This is a genomic window from Microbacterium sp. Y-01 (assembly GCF_003856715.1).
GTDB classification, from domain to species: domain Bacteria; phylum Actinomycetota; class Actinomycetes; order Actinomycetales; family Microbacteriaceae; genus Microbacterium; species Microbacterium algeriense.
The window spans coordinates 2,295,276-2,310,312 of sequence record NZ_CP024170.1; the positions used below are offsets into that span (position 1 = coordinate 2,295,276).

Genomic DNA, 15,037 nt, shown 5'->3' on the forward strand with positions numbered 1-15,037 from the left:
TGTCGGGGATCCGGTCAGGCGGAGCGCTTGGCGCGACGGGCGGAGAGCTCGTCGACGGGGTCGGGAGCGGAGGCGTCGAAGGCGACGAGCGTCGACTCCACCTCGCGCAGGACCTTGCCGACCGCGATGCCGAAGACGCCCTGACCGCGGCTGACGAGGTCGATGACCTCGTCGTTCGAGGTGCAGAGGTAGACGGAGGCCCCGTCGCTCATGAGGGTGGTCCCCGCGAGGTCGCGGATGCCCGCGCGGCGCAGTTCGTCGACGGCGGTGCGGATCTGCTGCAGGGAGATGCCGGTGTCGAGCAGGCTCTTCACGAGCTTCAGGACGAGGATGTCGCGGAAGCCGTAGAGACGCTGCGACCCGGAGCCGTTGGCGCCGCGCACGGTCGGCTCGACGAGCTCGGTGCGTGCCCAGTAGTCGAGCTGGCGGTAGGTGATGCCTGCCGCGCGTGCGGCCACCGCACCGCGGTAGCCGACCTCGTCGTCCATGGCCGGAAGACCGTCCGTGAAGAGGAGTTCGGGCACGAACCGCGGGTCGCCTGCGAGCTCATCCGCATTCATCTGAAATCCTCCCTGGAACGGTTATCTTCCACGGTAGAGCAGTGCCTGGGCACCGGCAATGACATCCGTGCGACGGCGAAGGTGTGTCGCAATCAGTTCGTTACGAAAGCACGCGCGAGAGCGCGTCCTTGACGAAGAGCGAGCGCACCTCGTCGATCCGCGAGGCGAGCTCAGGGCCGAGTTCGCTCGCCTTGGCGCGTGAGGCGGCATCAGGGCGACGCAGCAGAGCGGACATGGCGGATTCGATCAGCGCGACCTCGCGCTCGGCACCCTGACGCAGCGAGCGCAGGTGCCGCGGCTCGATGCCGTGTCTGTCCAGGGCGACCAGGCCGCGCAGCAGCTTGACGGTCGCCTCCGGATACGTCTCCTGCGCGGTGATGACACCGGTGCTGATGGCGTCGTTGAGCAGCTGCGGTCCGGCACCCGCGGCGGCGAGCAGCTCATCGCGGCGGTAGCGGCGCGGAGCAGGGGTGATCGACGGCGGCACGAGCGCCGTCGCCTCCCCGCCGGCCTCGGCCTCGTCCAGCTGCTCGCGGATGACGCTCAGCGGCAGGTAGTGGTCGCGCTGCAGCGTGAGCCCCAGGCGCAGTCGTTCGATGTCCGCGGCGGAGAACTTGCGGTAGCCCGACTCCGTGCGGGACGGGGTGACGATCCCCTGCACCTCGAGGAAACGGAGCTTGCTGGAGGTGAGGTCGGGGAACTCGGGCGTGAGCCGAGCAAGCACCTGGCCGATACTCAGCAAGCCCGCGGACGCGGAACGTTCGCGGGCGGGGGAAGCCGCCATCAGTCGTTCGCCGCCGCGCGATCGCGGGGAGAGGCGAAGAAGTTCAGGCGGAACTTGCCGACGCGCAGCTCGGCGCCGTCGGCGAGGACGCTCCGATCGACCCGCTCGCCGTTGACGTACGTGCCGTTGAGCGAACGCTGGTCGATGATCTCGAACGTCGATCCGGTGCGGGTGATCTCCGCGTGGCGTCGCGAGACGGTCACGTCGTCGAAGAAGATGTCGGCCTCGGGGTGCCGGCCGACCGTCGTCACGTCGGTGTCGAGGAGGTAGCGGGCGCCGGCGAGGGCCCCCGAACGCACGAGCAGGAGCGCGGATCCCGCGGGCAGAGCCGCGATCGCGCTCTGCTCGACGTCGGTCAGTTCCACGCCGAACGGCACGAAAGACAGGTCGGAATCGTGCCCGAACGTCTGCGTCACGTCGTGGCGCTGCTCGCCGGAGCGGTGGATTGCGGCTTCTCCGGCCGGTCGGCTGTCGCTGTCTGTCACTGTGCCCTCCTGGTTGTCCAGACTAACGGATGCCGAGCCGGTCGCGGGAGGCCGCATTCACACTCAGGCGCCGCATACCGGGTATTCATAGGGTGGAGTCGTGAAGATCACCGTTCTGCGCCGCTCATCCGTCCCGATCGCCCTCGCCGCGACGCTGCTCGCCGCGTTCCTGGTCCTGTTCTCCCCGCTGTCCGCCTCCGCGCACGACGCACTCGTGTCGTCGTCCCCTGAGGCCGACGGATCCGTCGAGACCGTACCGACAGAGCTGACCCTCACGTTCAGCGCGAAGCTGATCGACGGCGAGGGAGCGACCGAGGTCGTCGTCACCGATCCGTCCGGCGACGCGGTCACCGACGGCGCCGCCACGGTCGACGGCGCGATCGTCACGCAGCCGCTGCGCGGGACAGGCCCGGCCGGCGAGTACCACGTGATCTGGAAGGTCGTCTCGAGCGACGGCCACCCGACGTCCGGCGAGTACTCCTTCACCGTCACGGTCGGCGACAGCGGCACGGCCTCCCCGACGGCCGCGCCGACCAGCGCGGCACCGACCCCGGAGCAGTCCGCGACCACCGAGCCGAGCACCGCGCCGACCGCAACGACGGCGCCCGACTCCGAGGACGCGGACGGCGGCTCGGCGTGGATCTGGATCCTGTCGATCCTCGGCATCCTGGTGGCGGCGGGAGTGGCGACCTGGCTCGCTCTGCGCGGTCGCGGCAGCGGATCCGCATCCGATTCCGACGCCCCCTCGGAGCGATAGGCTTAAGGCATGCCACACTACGACGTCGTCATCCTTGGTGCAGGTCCTGGCGGATACGTCGCTGCGGTTCGCAGCGCGCAGCTCGGTCTCTCCACCGCCATCATCGAGGAGAAGTACTGGGGTGGTGTCTGCCTCAACGTCGGCTGCATCCCCTCCAAGGCGCTCCTGAAGAACGCGGAGCTCGCGCACACCCTGAACCACAAGGCCGACTTCTTCGGGATCTCCGGAGAGTTCACGATCGACTACGGCAAGGCGTTCGACCGCAGCCGTGTGGTGGCCGACGGTCGCGTCAAGGGCATCCACTTCCTGATGAAGAAGAACAAGGTGACCGAGTACGACGGCCGCGGCACCTTCACCGGCCCGAAGGCGATCTCGGTCGCGAAGTCCGACGGCTCGACCGAAGAGGTCACGTTCGACAACGCCATCATCGCGACGGGCTCCAAGGTCCGCCTGCTCCCCGGCGTGCAGCTCAGCGACAACGTGGTGACCTACGAGGAGCAGATCCTCTCCCGCGAACTGCCGAAGTCGATCGTCATCGTCGGCGCCGGCGCCATCGGCATGGAGTTCGCCTACGTGATGACGAACTACGGCGTGAAGGTCACGATCATCGAGTTCCTCGACCGTGCGCTCCCCAACGAGGACGCCGACGTGTCGAAGGAGATCACGAAGCAGTACAAGAACTACGGCGTCGACATCCTCACCTCCACCAAGGTCGAGTCAGTCGTCGACAACGGCTCCTCGGTGACCGTCTCCTACACCGGCAAGGACGGCCAGCAGGCGTCCATCGAGGCCGACAAGGTGCTCATGTCCGTCGGGTTCGCCCCGAACGTCGAGGGCTTCGGGCTGGAGAACACCGGCGTCAAGCTCACCGAGCGCGGCGCGATCGACATCGACGACCACATGCGCACCAACGTCGAGGGCATCTACGCCATCGGCGACGTGACCGCCAAGCTGCAGCTCGCCCACGTGGCCGAGGCGCAGGGTGTCGTTGCGGCCGAGACCATCGGCGGCGCGGAGACCATGACGCTGGGCGACTACCGGATGATGCCGCGGGCGACGTTCTGCTCCCCGCAGGTCGCGTCGTTCGGTCTCACCGAGCAGCAGGCCAAGGACGAGGGACGCGAGATCAAGGTCGCGACCTTCCCGTTCATGGCCAACGGCAAGGCGCACGGCCTCGGCGAGCCGGTCGGCTTCGTCAAGCTGATCGCAGACGCCGAGCACCTGGAGCTCATCGGCGCGCACATGATCGGCCCCGACGTGTCCGAGCTGCTGCCCGAGCTGACCCTCGCGCAGAAGTGGGACCTCACGGCTCTCGAGCTCGCCCGCAACGTCCACACGCACCCGACGCTGTCGGAGGCGCTGCAGGAGGGCTTCCACGGCCTCGCCGGCCACATGATCAACTTCTGATCCGTCCGGCATCGACGAAGGCCCGGTCCGCGCATCGCGGACCGGGCCTTCGCGCGTCACAGGCCGCGCATCGTGATGAGACCGGCCGTCCACCCGCACGCCGGCGGGGAGCCGAGCGCGCGCACCAGCCCCTCGCGTGCGGCCACGACCGGAGCAGACGCCGGAGCCCCCATCGCCATGAAGAAGGCGGAGCGGCGCTGCGCCCGCCGCGTGGTGCGCCGGACCTCGCGGGCGAAGCCGTCGAGCATCGGGACGGCGCCGGGATCCGTCCGTCGCAGGGCGGCCGCGAGCCGCAGCGCATCCGCCCAGCCGAGGTTCATGCCCTGTCCGCCGATCGGGCTCACCTCGTGGGCGGCATCCCCGAGCAGGACGACGCGCCCGCGGTGCAGCCGCCTGGCCGCGTGCTGGGCGGCCAGGAACGAGGACACCGGTGCGGCGGGGTCGACGGCGAGCCGCTCCCCCGTCCGCTGCGCGACGACGCCGGCGAGCTCGACGGCCGACGCGACGTACCCGCCGCCGTCCTCTCGGATCACCCAGCGCCGTCGACCGCCGGGAAGCGGGAAGGACTCCACGAGACCGCCCGGCTCGAAGAACAGCACGGCGCGGTCGTCCTCCGACGGCGCGTCGACGTCGACCATCGCGTAGAGAGCGCTGCCCGGCCGTCGCGCCCACCCCGCGCCGAACGCGTCCCGCCAGGGACTGCGCACACCGTCGGCGACCACGACCGTCGACGCGGTGTCCTCTCGAGGCCCCTCCGGCGCGTCGACGCCGACCCGCACGAACGGGCCCGTATCGCGCACCGACCGGACCGTGCACCCGAGGTGCAGCGCGTCGGGCTGAAGCGCCGCGAGGCGCGCCCGCAGCAGCTCCTCCGTACGCGGCTGGGGCAGCGTCAGGATCGGCCGGTCCGCGGTGAACGTCAGTGACGCGAGCCGTCGACCCCGGCTGCGGACCTCCCCGCCGGACAGAGCGAGCGCCTCCGCGCGCACGTCGGCTCCCACTCCGGCCGCATCGAGCGCGTCGAGACCCGGGCGGTGGATGCCGATCGCCCGCGTCCCGGCGCCCTGCTCCGTTCGGCGCTCGTACACCCGGACCCGGTGGCCGTCGCGCCCCAGCACGCAGGCGAGGAGCAGCCCGACCGGCCCGCCGCCGACCACGATCACGTCATGGTCGACCATCCGCGCCCTCCCAGCGCAGCTCGAGCCGTGCCGGCAGGTGCGACCGCACCTCCCAGCCAGACGGGGCGACCGCGGCGAGCTCGCGCGGTGTGTACGAGCGCCGGATGCTCAGGAGACCGTCGACCCGGATGAAGGAACCGGCGAGGAGGTTCCGCGCGAGCGGCCACGTTCCTGCGGCGAAGGCCGTGTAGGCCAGTCGGCTCCGGGCGATGTCGTGGTGCGACACGAGTCCGCGGGACCCGACGAGCGTCCGGGAGTCGTCGAGGACCGTGCGCAGCTCCGCCGGCTCGAGGTGATGCAGGACATGGTTGGAGAGCACCACGTCGTAGGTGTCTCCCTCCGCCACGAGGTCTCCGGAGAACGCGTGGCGGTAGCGGATGCCCGCGCCGTCGTCGTGCGCCGAGGCCCAGCGGATCGCGCGCTCGTCGGCGTCGAGGGCGGTGATGTCGGCGCCCAGCCCGTCCCGGCGCAGTCGGCGTGCCAGGTAGCGGCACAGATCTCCGCCGCCGGCCCCGATGTCGAGGATCCGCAGCCGCCGCCGGGCTGCCCGCGGTCGGATGTCCTGCCGATAGAGCCGCCCTGGGCGGGAGACGATCGCGTTGACCGCGCCGAAGCGCTGATACGTGCGACCGAGAGCGTCCGCGTCCGCGTCCGGGTCGTCCATGAGCTCGACGACGTCGGCGCGCGCCGAGAGGTCGACGCTCACGGTGCGGGCGCGACCACGGTCAGCAGCGCGCTCTCGGCGGTGAGCCCTGGTCCGAAGGCCATCGCCGCCACGCGGTCGCCCGCCTCCGCGCCCTCCTGCTCGAGGATGCGCTTCAGCACGAACAGCACGGTCGCGCTGGACATGTTCCCGTACTCCCGGAGCGTCTCCCGCGCGGGGCGCAGCTGCGCGTCGCTCAGCGCCATCCGCTCCTGCACGCGGTCGAGGATGCTGCGCCCGCCGGGGTGGATGGCCCAGTGACGCACCCGGTCGCCCACGCGCCCGGCGGCGAAGGCCTCGGCGAGACCGTCCTCGCGGCCGTAGAGCGGCGCGAGCGCCCCGATGATCGATTCCCCGATGATCTGCGGCACGGCGGTCGAGAGGATCATCTCGAATCCGGAGTCGCCGATCGTCCAGGCCATGTCGTCGACGCCCTCCGGCACGATAGCCGTGTGGAAGCCGTCGAGCCGGAGTGCGGGGACGGGCGTCGGCAGGTCTCTGGCGGTGACGATGCCCGCGGCCGCGCCGTCGGCGAAGAGCGAGGAGGCGACGATCGTGTCCGGGTCCTCGCTGGAGCGCAGGTGCAGGGTGCACAGCTCGACGCTCACGACCAGGACGACGGCGTCCTCATCGGCCGTGCAGAACTGGCCGGCGGCACGCAAGGCGGGCATGGAGGCGTAGCAGCCCATGAAACCCAGGTGGTAGCGCTGGACCGCATCCGACAGTCCGAGGGCCCGGACGATCTCATACTCCGGACCGGGCGCGTGGAAACCGGTGCACGACACCGTGATGACGTGCGTCACATCCGCCGGGGTCAGATCCGGGTCGGCGTCGAGGGCACGACGCGCCGCCTCGACGAACAGCTGGGACGCCTCCCGCGTGTAGAAGTCGTTGCGGGCCTTCGTGCCGGGCGAGAGCAGACGGCCGGACGCCCGGTCGTAGAACACGGGCTCGGTCGGCTCCGCGTCCAGCGACAGCTCCTCGATCACGGTGTGACGGGTGTCGATGCCGGAGACGTTGAACGAGGTCGCCACGATGCGCTGCGCCAGGCGTCCGAGGTCGGGCTGAGCGGCGAAGACGTCGCGCACCTGCTCCTGCACGAGGACGGTCTCGGGGACGATCGTCTGCAGCGATCGAAGCACAGGCGGTCGGCTCATGGTGTCACTCAAGCACGCGACGTCGACCGGGGGAAAGGGGTTGCGCCGGAACCGCCCGCGGCCTAGAAGCCGAGCGCGCGGGCGAGCTTGGAGTCGGACCCCGCCGGTCGTCCGCCTGCGGCGAGGACGGCCCGCTCCACGGCCTCGAAGAACGCCGCCCGTGCCGCGTCCTCGCGCGGGGCCGCAGGACCGAGCTCCACCTCCCACTCCCGCCACTCGCGCTGCACGTCGTGGCGGAGGTCCGTGGCCCGCACCCGGTCGTCGACGAACTCCGCCACGACGTCCGACCCGCTCAGGAGCAGGTAGGCGGTGCGGTCGTTCCGGATCCGGGCGAGCGGAGTGAGCACGCCGGTGGACCATTCGGAGACGGCGGCCACGACGGACGCCGGGATCTCCTCGCCCTCCCCGAGCGGCCAGCCGAGTTCGAGCCGGCCGTCTCCCTGTCGCGGCCCCTTCACGTGCCAACCCTCGTCGGGTCCGCCGGAGCGCCGACGCAGGGCCACGCCCGCGCGGGCGAGCTCGCCGTCCGCGGTGTCGAAGTACCGCGCGTCCAGGATGCGCACCTCACCGGCGGTGACCGTGTCGACGCCGGGGATCCCGGCCCAGTCCGGCAGCGGGGTGCTGTCGTCGACGTCGAACTTCCGCTCGACCTCGACGGAGCGGGACGGCTCAGTCATCCTCGAGCGTGAGGTCCTCGAGGTTCTCCTCGAACCAGTAGTCGACCTCCGTCGGTCCGTCGCCCTCGCCGGTGTTCTGCGGCTCGCCACGGCGGTTGTAGACCACCTGCGTCTCGCTGTAGGGGACGATCAGCTTGTCGTCCGCGTCCTCGAGGGGGATGATCTGCCCGTCCAGCGGGCCGCCGTGAAGTCGTGCGAGTGCCATGTGCTTCAGGGTAGACCCGTCTTCGCGGTATCGGCGTCAGACAGGCGGATTCATCCGAGGACGACGCCGAGGACCGCCCCCGCGATCATCCACGGGCCGAAGGCGATCCGCGTCGAGCGGTCCGCCTTCCGCAGCGCGAGCAGCAGGAGCGCGTGGAGGGCACCGAGCACGAAGGCCGAGGCCGCGCCGACGAGCAGCGCCTGCCAGCCGTGCCAGCCCAGCACGAGCCCGATGACCGCGGCCAGCTTCACGTCTCCCCCACCCATCCCCGCAGGGCTGATCGCGCGGAGGCCGGCGTAGAGGCCGCCGAGGATGACCATGCCGAGCAGAGCCCGGACGAGCGACGCGCTGCGGCCGGCGACGAGGGCATCGACCACGGCGAGCGCGAGCAGACCGGCGAGCGTCGGCAGCACGATCCGGTTGGGGAGGCGGTGGGTGCGGACGTCGATCACGGTCAGCCAGGCTCCGACGCCGAGGAGCGCGGCGTGCACGAGCGCGAGGAGCGCGAGCCGGAGGTCCATCCCCGCAGGGTAGGAGATCGGCGACGCTCGCGGAGACGCCCTGTGGACAACGGAGCCGATGTCCGCTGTACGAACTATCGTCGGCTCTACGGGTTGTTATATTAGAATATATATTCGAGAAAGGATGTCCGGTGATCGGTCTCGATGCGGTGGCCTCGCTCGCCCCGGCGAGCGACTCCCGCGCGGGAGAAGTGCTGCGACTGCGGCGCGAGATCAGCAGGATGCAGCGACGGCGCAGCGAACACGCGCTGATCCCCCTCGACCCCGCCTTCGCCTCGCTCCTCCCGGAAGAGGGGCTGCAGACCGGCACCTCGTACACCGTCTCGCCCTCGCCGAGCCTCGTGCTCGCCCTCCTCAGCACCGCCTCCAGGAAAGGGCACTGGTGCGCGGTGGTCGGCATGCCCACCCTCGGCGTCGAAGCCGCCGCCGCCTTCGGCATCGACCTCGCCCGGCTGATCCTGGTCCCCGATCCGGGAGAGCGCTGGCTCGCCGCGACCTCCGCCCTCGCCGAGGTCGTCCCCCTGATCGTCGTGGCGCCGGGCACCAGGGCCCGCGATGCCGACGTCTCCCGCCTGAGCGCACGCCTGCGCGATCGCGGATGCACCCTCCTGGTCGCCGAGACCCCCGGCGCAGCGCGCTGGCCGCAGAGCGAGGGGACGATCCGGCTGCACGATCCGCACTGGCACGGACTCGGCGCAGGCTGGGGGCTGCTCTCAGACTGCACGGTGACGATCACCGCGCAGACCAGGCACAGCCCTCGCCCGTCGAGCGTGCGGGTGCAGCTGCCGGGAGGTCACGGCGCCGTCGAGGCCGTCGCGACCGAGCTCACCGCCCTGCCGCCCCTCGCCGCCGTCCCCGATGCCGCTCCCCCGGAACTCCTGCGTTGGGCGGAAGCCGGATGAACAGCCCGCTCCGCGTCCTCGTGCTGTGGTTCCCGGACTGGCCCCTGCGCGCCGCTCTGGGCGCACCGCCGCATCCGCCCACCGCCCTGATCCAGGCGAACACGGTCGTCGCCTGCACCGCCTCCGCCCGAGAGCACGGCGTGCGCACCGGTCAGCGCCGACGGATCGCACAGGGGCATCTCGCCTCCCTCCGCGTGCTCCCGCACGACGCCGACCGCGACGAACGCGCCTTCCTGCCCGTGCTCAACCTCATCGAGCAGCATGCCCCGGGCGTCACCCTGCTGCGACCAGGGCTGGCGGTGCTCCGCGCCCGGGGCATCGCCCGCTATCACGGCGGCGAGGCGGAGGCCGCGGAGGCCCTCGCCGACATCCTCGCGACCGCGGGCTTCCCCGAGGTGCGCATCGGCGTGGCCGACGGCCCGTTCACCGCCGAGATCGCCGCACGCGGTCTCGCCCCCTGCACCGTCGTGCCGCCCGGCGGTGCGCGGGAGTTCCTGAGCCCGTACCCCGTGCAGGTGCTCCGCGACGAGCAGATCACCGGCCTCCTCGTCCGGCTCGGCGTCCGCACGCTCGGCGAATTCGCCGCGCTCACCCCGCTCGACGTGCGCGACCGCTTCGGCGAGCACGGCGCCCGGTTGCATGCGCTCGCCGGCGGCGCCGACTCCCGCCCGCTCACGCCACGGCCACCCGACCCCGAGCTGGCGCGGAGCATCGAGTTCGAGTCGCCGCTGGGCGGGACCGATCAGGTGGCCTTCGCCGTGCGGCAGACCGCGGATGCCGTGATGCTCGCTCTGGGAGACGCCTCGCTCGTCTGCACGGAGGTGCGGATCGACCTGACCGACGACGACGGGGGCGTCTTCTCGCGCTCGTGGCTGCATCCGACCTGCTTCGACGCCTCCGACCTGGTCGACCGGGTGCGCTGGCAGCTGGAGGCCCTGGCCGCGGAGTCCGCGAAGGAGCCGGTCGATGAGGCACGGGCGTTCGGCGGCATCGTGGCGGTGCGCATCCTCCCCGCCGCGGTGGACGATGCCGCCCACCACCAGCCGGGACTCTTCGGCTCCGGCACGGACGAGCGCCTGCACCATGCGGTCTCGCGCGTGCAGACCATGCTCGGCCATCAGGGGGTGGTCACGGCCGCCGTCTCCGGAGGGCGGTGGCTCGCCGACCGGCAGGTGCTCACCCCGTGGGGAGAGCGCACCGTTCCCCCGCGCGACCCGGCTTCTCCGTGGCCGGGCAGCCTGCCGGATCCGCTCCCCGCGGAGGTGTTCCTCCCCCCGCGCCCCATCGGAGTGCTCGGTGCGGACGAGGACGCGATCAGCATCGACGAGCGCGGGACCCTCTCGCAGCCGCCCGCCCAGATCGACGGAGCCGCCGTGCAGGCGTGGGCCGGCCCCTGGCCCGTCCACGAGCGCCGCTGGACGACGGGCGGCGGCAAACGAGGGCATCGGCTCCAGATCGTCGACGACCGGGATCGCGCCTGGCTGGTCTTCCACACCGGCGAGCGCTGGTGGGCCGAGGGGCGGTATCGCTGATGGGCTGGCACAACCCGCCGCTGTCCTGGAACCAGCTGGAGCGCACGCTCAGCGGCGAGGAGGCCTCGCCGACGGCGGAGCCGCGCGGTCAGCGCACCGATCCGGGACCCGTGAGCCGCCGCCGCAAGCGCACCCCTCCCGCCGTGGTCCGACCCGAGGACGCGGTGCCCTATGCCGAGCTGCACGCCCACTCCTCGTACTCGTTCCTGGACGGGGCCTCCTCCCCCGAGGAGCTCATCGCGGAGGCCGAGCGCCTCGGTCTGAGCGCTCTCGCCCTGACCGACCACGACGGCTTCTACGGGGCCGCGCGCTTCGCCGAAGTCGCCGAGCTCATGGAGGTCCGGCTGCAGACGGTGTTCGGGGCGGAGCTGTCTCTCGACCTCCCCGCACCGCAGCGCGGCATGCCGGACCCGGCGGGCGAGCACCTGCTCGTCCTCGCACGCGGCATGGAGGGATACCACCGTCTCTCCGGGGCGATCACGGCGGCGCAGCTGCGCGGAGGAGAGAAGGGCCGCCCGGTGTACGACCTGGAAGACCTCGCCGCCCGCGCCGAGGGGCACTGGACGATCCTGACCGGGTGCCGCAAGGGCGCCGTCCGGCGGGGGCTGGAGCTCGGCGACGCCGCCACTCCGCTGCAGCACCTCGTCGACCTGTTCGGCCACGACAACGTGGCCGTCGAGCTCGTCGACCACGGGGATCCGCAGGACACCCGCCGCAACGACGCCCTGGCCGAACGCGCCAGGCGGATGCGGCTGCCGGTGGTCGCGACCAACAACGTCCACTACGCCACACCAGCCCAGGCGCCGCTCGCGGAGGCCGTGGCCGCCGTCCGCGCCGTGCGCAGCATGGACGAGCTCGACGGCTGGCTGCCCGCCAACGGCGGAGCGCACCTGCGCAGCGGAGCGGAGATGTCGGCGCGCTTCCAGCGCTACCCGGGGGCGATCTCGTACGGACTCGAACTCGCGGCGGCGTCCGCGTTCCCGCTGCGGCTCGCTCGTCCTGCGCTGCCGCAGCAGAAGGTGCCCGACGGGCACACGCCGATGAGCTGGTTGCGGCACCTGGTCTGGGAGGCGGTGCCGTCGAAGTACCCGCGACTGGATGACGAGGGTCGCCACCGGATCGCACGGGAGCTGGACGTGATCGAGGAGAAGGACTTCCCCGGGTACTTCCTGATCGTGCACGGCATCGTCGCCGAGGCACGCCGTCGGGGCATCCTCTGCCAGGGACGGGGCTCGGCTGCGGCGAGCGCGGTCTGCTACCTCCTGGGGATCACCGCGGTCGACCCGATCCTCTACCGTCTCCCCTTCGAGCGGTTCCTCGCCACGACCCGGCAGGAGGAGCCGGACATCGACGTGGACTTCGACTCCGACCGGCGGGAGGAGATCATCCAGTGGGTTTATCGGGAGTACGGCAGGGAGCGGGCGGCCCAGGTCGCCAACGTCATCCAGTACCGTCCGAAGAACGCGGTGCGGGACATGGCCAGGGCGCTCGGCCACTCCCCCGGTCAACAGGATGCCTGGTCGCGTCAGGTCGACGGCTGGAGCACGGGCCTGGAGCCCGTCGAAGGACATGACATCCCCGAGAACGTGCTCTCATACGCCGGCGAGCTGCTGAAGGCGCCGCGTCATCTCGGGATCCACTCCGGCGGCATGGTCCTCACCGCCCGTCCGGTGGGCGAGGTCGTCCCGGTGGAGCATGCCCGCATGGAGGATCGAACCGTCATCCAGTGGGACAAGGACGACTCCGCGTTCATGGGCCTGGTGAAGTTCGACCTGCTGGGACTCGGGATGCTCGCGGCCCTCCAGCACTGCTTCGACCTCATCCGGGAGAACACGGGCGAACTGTGGCGGCTCGAGACGATCCCCAAGGAGGAGGCGGCCGTCTACGACATGCTCTGCCGTGCGGACTCCATCGGGGTGTTCCAGGTGGAGTCCCGGGCCCAGATCGGCCTGCTCCCCCGGCTGCAGCCGCGCAGCTTCTACGACCTCGCCATCCAGATCGCCCTCATCCGCCCAGGTCCCATCCAGGGTGGAGCGGTGCACCCGTTCGTGCGGCGCAAGATGGCGAAGGACCGCGTCGACGAGGAGAACCGGGAGCGTGCGAAGCGGGGCGAGGAGCCGGTGGAGTTCCCCATCCCCTACCCGCACAGCGACCTGGAGCCCATCCTGAAGCGCACCCTGGGCATCCCGATCTTCCAGGAGCAGCTCATCCAGATGGCCACCGCCATCGGCGACTGCACGGCGGACGAGGCCGACCTGCTGCGACGGGCCATGGGGTCGAAGCGGGGCCTGGAGAAGATCGAGAAGGTCAAGGACAAGCTGTACGCGGGGATGGCCAGGCGCGGGCTCGATGCCGAGGCGTCTGATCGCATCTACGCGCAGATCCAGGCGTTCTCCAACTTCGGCTTCGCGGAGTCGCACTCGCTGTCGTTCGCCCTGCTCGTCTATGCCAGCTCCTGGCTGAAGCTGCACTACCCCGCGGCGTTCCTCGCCGGTCTGCTGCGCTCGCAGCCGATGGGCTTCTACTCGGCGGCGACCCTCACCGCGGATGCGCGACGGCACGGCGTGGACGTCCGCCGCCCCGACCTGCACCTCTCCGGGGCGACCGAGACCCTGGAGCCGCTCGACGAGACCACGGCGGCGGGGCCGACGGGGCGGGACTCGTGCCTCGCCGTCCCTCAGCCGCCCCCGCTGCGCTTCGACAGGGAGGCGCCGGATGAGTCGGCCGCCCATCGCAGGGACGGCGGGTTCGCGGTGCGCCTCGGACTCAGCGGCATCCGCGGGATCGGGGTGCCGCTGGCGGAGCGGATCGTCGCAGAGCGAGAGGCGAACGGCCGGTATCGAGACCTGCACGACCTGGTGCGGCGGACGGATGCCACCGCCGCGCAGGTCGAGGCGCTCGCCACCGCCGGCGCTTTCGCCTGTCTGGGCTTGGAGCGGCGCGAGGCCATCTGGCTCGCCGGGGCCGCCGCCGAGGACCGCTCCCGTTTCCTCCCGGGGACGACCGTCGCGGTGCAGCCGCCGCTGTTCGCGGATCAGACCAGTTACGAGCGGCTCTCCGCCGACCTCTGGGCAACGGGTGTGTCGACCGATGATCATCCGATGGCGCATTTCCGGGAGGCCCTGCGGGCCCGCGGCGTGCTGACCGCGACCGATCTGCAGGAGCACGAGGTCGGTCGTCGTATCGAGGTCGCCGGGCTCGTCACGCATCGTCAGCGGCCCGCGACCGCCGCCGGGGTCACGTTCGTGAACCTCGAGGACGAGAGCGGCCTGGTGAACGTGGTGTGCTCGACGGGGGTCTGGAACCGTTACCGTCGGGTGGCCCGTGAATCGCCGGCGCTCATCATCCGCGGCATCCTGGAGAGGTCGGCGGAGGGTGTGGTGAATGTGCTCGCCGACGGCTTCGAGGATCTGCGCACGGGGCTCGCGCATCGCTCCAGGGATTTCCGCTGACGCAGGCGCGTCCTCACCAGAAGCGCTCGGGCTCCTCCGCCGGCGGCCGGTCGGCGCCTCCCCACCTGTCGGCTTCGGCCTTCGCCGCATCCGCTGCGGCATCCGCTCCGCGCAGGGCGATCTTCGCACCGGTCGCGCCGGGACCGATCGGGTCGACCAGCAGGGTCGTGCGGGCACCGATCCCGCCGATCGTCACGGTGCACTCCAGCACGCGCCCGATCCAGCGGGAGATGTCGCCGCTCGGCTCCTCGGGGCGGCGATAGCGGATCCCCGTGTCGAGGTCGGTGACCGAGAGCAGCACGGGCTCCTCGCCGAGCGGATCGACCTGCTCGGTCACCTCGACCCGGTGGCCGTGGGCGATGGCGACGTGAGCGGCGATCACGAGGAGTCTGTCCATGGATCCACCCTAGGCACGCCCGCCGGGAGATGACAGGGAGAGGCGGGAAGCACAGGTTCGAAAATTTCTTTGTCCCCCAAATGGCGGACACGACGATTAAGGGGTACCCTGCACTCATAGCGGGGGCTATACGGCTGGATCTGGGGAGACCAGCCGATGAGAGCAGCGAGATCTTCGCCGCCTCCCCAACCGTCCGGGAAGGACGGTGAGCCCTCTCGGCAGCACCGTCTGGGGCGAGTGGTCGAGAGGGCATACCCTCCCGCGCAAGACCGTCTTCCGCGCCGCTAGCGGGCGCCTCCGGAACCGTCAACCCCGGCCCC

15 protein-coding genes are annotated in these 15,037 nt (G+C 71.3%); 5 read left to right on the plus strand and 10 right to left on the minus strand.

Annotation, left to right across the window (positions count from 1 at the left end):
* Nucleotides 1-14 precede the first annotated feature (14 nt).
* The 3 genes from CSX12_RS10850 to CSX12_RS10860 form a co-directional block, all read right to left on the minus strand.
* A complete protein-coding gene (locus CSX12_RS10850; protein WP_017202866.1) occupies nucleotides 15-560 on the minus strand; it encodes a MerR family transcriptional regulator in 546 nt (181 codons plus the stop codon).
* A gap of 100 nt (nucleotides 561-660) precedes the next feature.
* Entirely contained in the window at nucleotides 661-1,344 is a 684-nt protein-coding gene (locus tag CSX12_RS10855; protein WP_017202867.1) for a MerR family transcriptional regulator, read from the minus strand.
* Complete coding sequence (locus tag CSX12_RS10860) at nucleotides 1,344-1,829, minus strand: FHA domain-containing protein (protein WP_017202868.1); 486 nt, start codon at nucleotides 1,827-1,829, stop codon at nucleotides 1,344-1,346. The genes CSX12_RS10855 and CSX12_RS10860 overlap by 1 nt, the downstream gene beginning before the upstream one ends.
* Before the next feature lie 100 nt (nucleotides 1,830-1,929).
* On the opposite strand from CSX12_RS10860, the gene CSX12_RS10865 reads away from it, so the two are divergent.
* Complete coding sequence (locus tag CSX12_RS10865) at nucleotides 1,930-2,586, plus strand: copper resistance CopC family protein (protein ID WP_124895770.1); 657 nt, start codon at nucleotides 1,930-1,932, stop codon at nucleotides 2,584-2,586.
* Nucleotides 2,587-2,595: 9 nt separating this feature from the next.
* Nucleotides 2,596-3,993, plus strand: coding sequence for a dihydrolipoyl dehydrogenase (gene lpdA, locus CSX12_RS10870; protein WP_124895771.1), 1,398 nt, complete (start codon nucleotides 2,596-2,598; stop codon nucleotides 3,991-3,993).
* A 56-nt stretch (nucleotides 3,994-4,049) separates the two neighbouring features.
* Here lpdA and CSX12_RS10875 read toward each other — a convergent pair whose 3' ends face one another.
* The 6 genes from CSX12_RS10875 to CSX12_RS10900 all read right to left on the minus strand — a co-directional run bounded on the left by CSX12_RS10875 (nucleotide 4,050) and on the right by CSX12_RS10900 (nucleotide 8,434).
* Entirely contained in the window at nucleotides 4,050-5,171 is a 1,122-nt protein-coding gene (locus CSX12_RS10875) for an NAD(P)/FAD-dependent oxidoreductase (RefSeq protein WP_124895772.1), read from the minus strand.
* Nucleotides 5,158-5,877, minus strand: a complete 720-nt coding sequence (locus tag CSX12_RS10880; RefSeq protein WP_124895773.1) for a methyltransferase domain-containing protein — start codon at nucleotides 5,875-5,877, stop codon at nucleotides 5,158-5,160. Before CSX12_RS10880 ends, CSX12_RS10875 begins: the two co-directional genes overlap by 14 nt.
* Nucleotides 5,874-7,031: a type III polyketide synthase gene (locus tag CSX12_RS10885; RefSeq protein WP_124895774.1), complete on the minus strand. Its 1,158-nt coding sequence runs from the start codon at nucleotides 7,029-7,031 to the stop codon at nucleotides 5,874-5,876. Before CSX12_RS10885 ends, CSX12_RS10880 begins: the two co-directional genes overlap by 4 nt.
* Nucleotides 7,032-7,093: 62 nt before the next feature.
* On the minus strand, nucleotides 7,094-7,708 hold the full coding sequence (locus tag CSX12_RS10890) for a CYTH domain-containing protein (RefSeq protein ID WP_017202874.1): 615 nt from the start codon (nucleotides 7,706-7,708) through the stop codon (nucleotides 7,094-7,096).
* The gene (locus CSX12_RS10895; protein ID WP_017202875.1) at nucleotides 7,701-7,913 is read right to left on the minus strand and encodes a hypothetical protein; all 213 of its coding nucleotides are present in this window, start codon (nucleotides 7,911-7,913) and stop codon (nucleotides 7,701-7,703) included. The genes CSX12_RS10890 and CSX12_RS10895 overlap by 8 nt, the downstream gene beginning before the upstream one ends.
* 50 nt (nucleotides 7,914-7,963) lie before the next feature.
* Complete coding sequence (locus CSX12_RS10900; RefSeq protein WP_124895775.1) at nucleotides 7,964-8,434, minus strand: A24 family peptidase; 471 nt, start codon at nucleotides 8,432-8,434, stop codon at nucleotides 7,964-7,966.
* Between the two features lie 131 nt (nucleotides 8,435-8,565).
* Here CSX12_RS10900 and CSX12_RS10905 point away from each other — a divergent pair, with 131 nt between their 5' ends.
* Genes CSX12_RS10905 through CSX12_RS10915 form a run of 3 tightly spaced genes read left to right on the plus strand, consistent with a single transcriptional unit; the run spans nucleotide 8,566 to nucleotide 14,320 of the window.
* Entirely contained in the window at nucleotides 8,566-9,336 is a 771-nt protein-coding gene (locus CSX12_RS10905) for a hypothetical protein (protein ID WP_124895776.1), read from the plus strand.
* The gene (locus tag CSX12_RS10910; protein WP_017202878.1) at nucleotides 9,333-10,868 is read left to right on the plus strand and encodes a DNA polymerase Y family protein; all 1,536 of its coding nucleotides are present in this window, start codon (nucleotides 9,333-9,335) and stop codon (nucleotides 10,866-10,868) included. Before CSX12_RS10905 ends, CSX12_RS10910 begins: the two co-directional genes overlap by 4 nt.
* Complete coding sequence (locus tag CSX12_RS10915; protein ID WP_124895777.1) at nucleotides 10,868-14,320, plus strand: error-prone DNA polymerase; 3,453 nt, start codon at nucleotides 10,868-10,870, stop codon at nucleotides 14,318-14,320. Before CSX12_RS10910 ends, CSX12_RS10915 begins: the two co-directional genes overlap by 1 nt.
* A 13-nt stretch (nucleotides 14,321-14,333) precedes the next feature.
* Here CSX12_RS10915 and CSX12_RS10920 read toward each other — a convergent pair whose 3' ends face one another.
* Nucleotides 14,334-14,717: a hypothetical protein gene (locus tag CSX12_RS10920; RefSeq protein ID WP_017202880.1), complete on the minus strand. Its 384-nt coding sequence runs from the start codon at nucleotides 14,715-14,717 to the stop codon at nucleotides 14,334-14,336.
* Nucleotides 14,718-15,037: the final 320 nt, after the last annotated feature.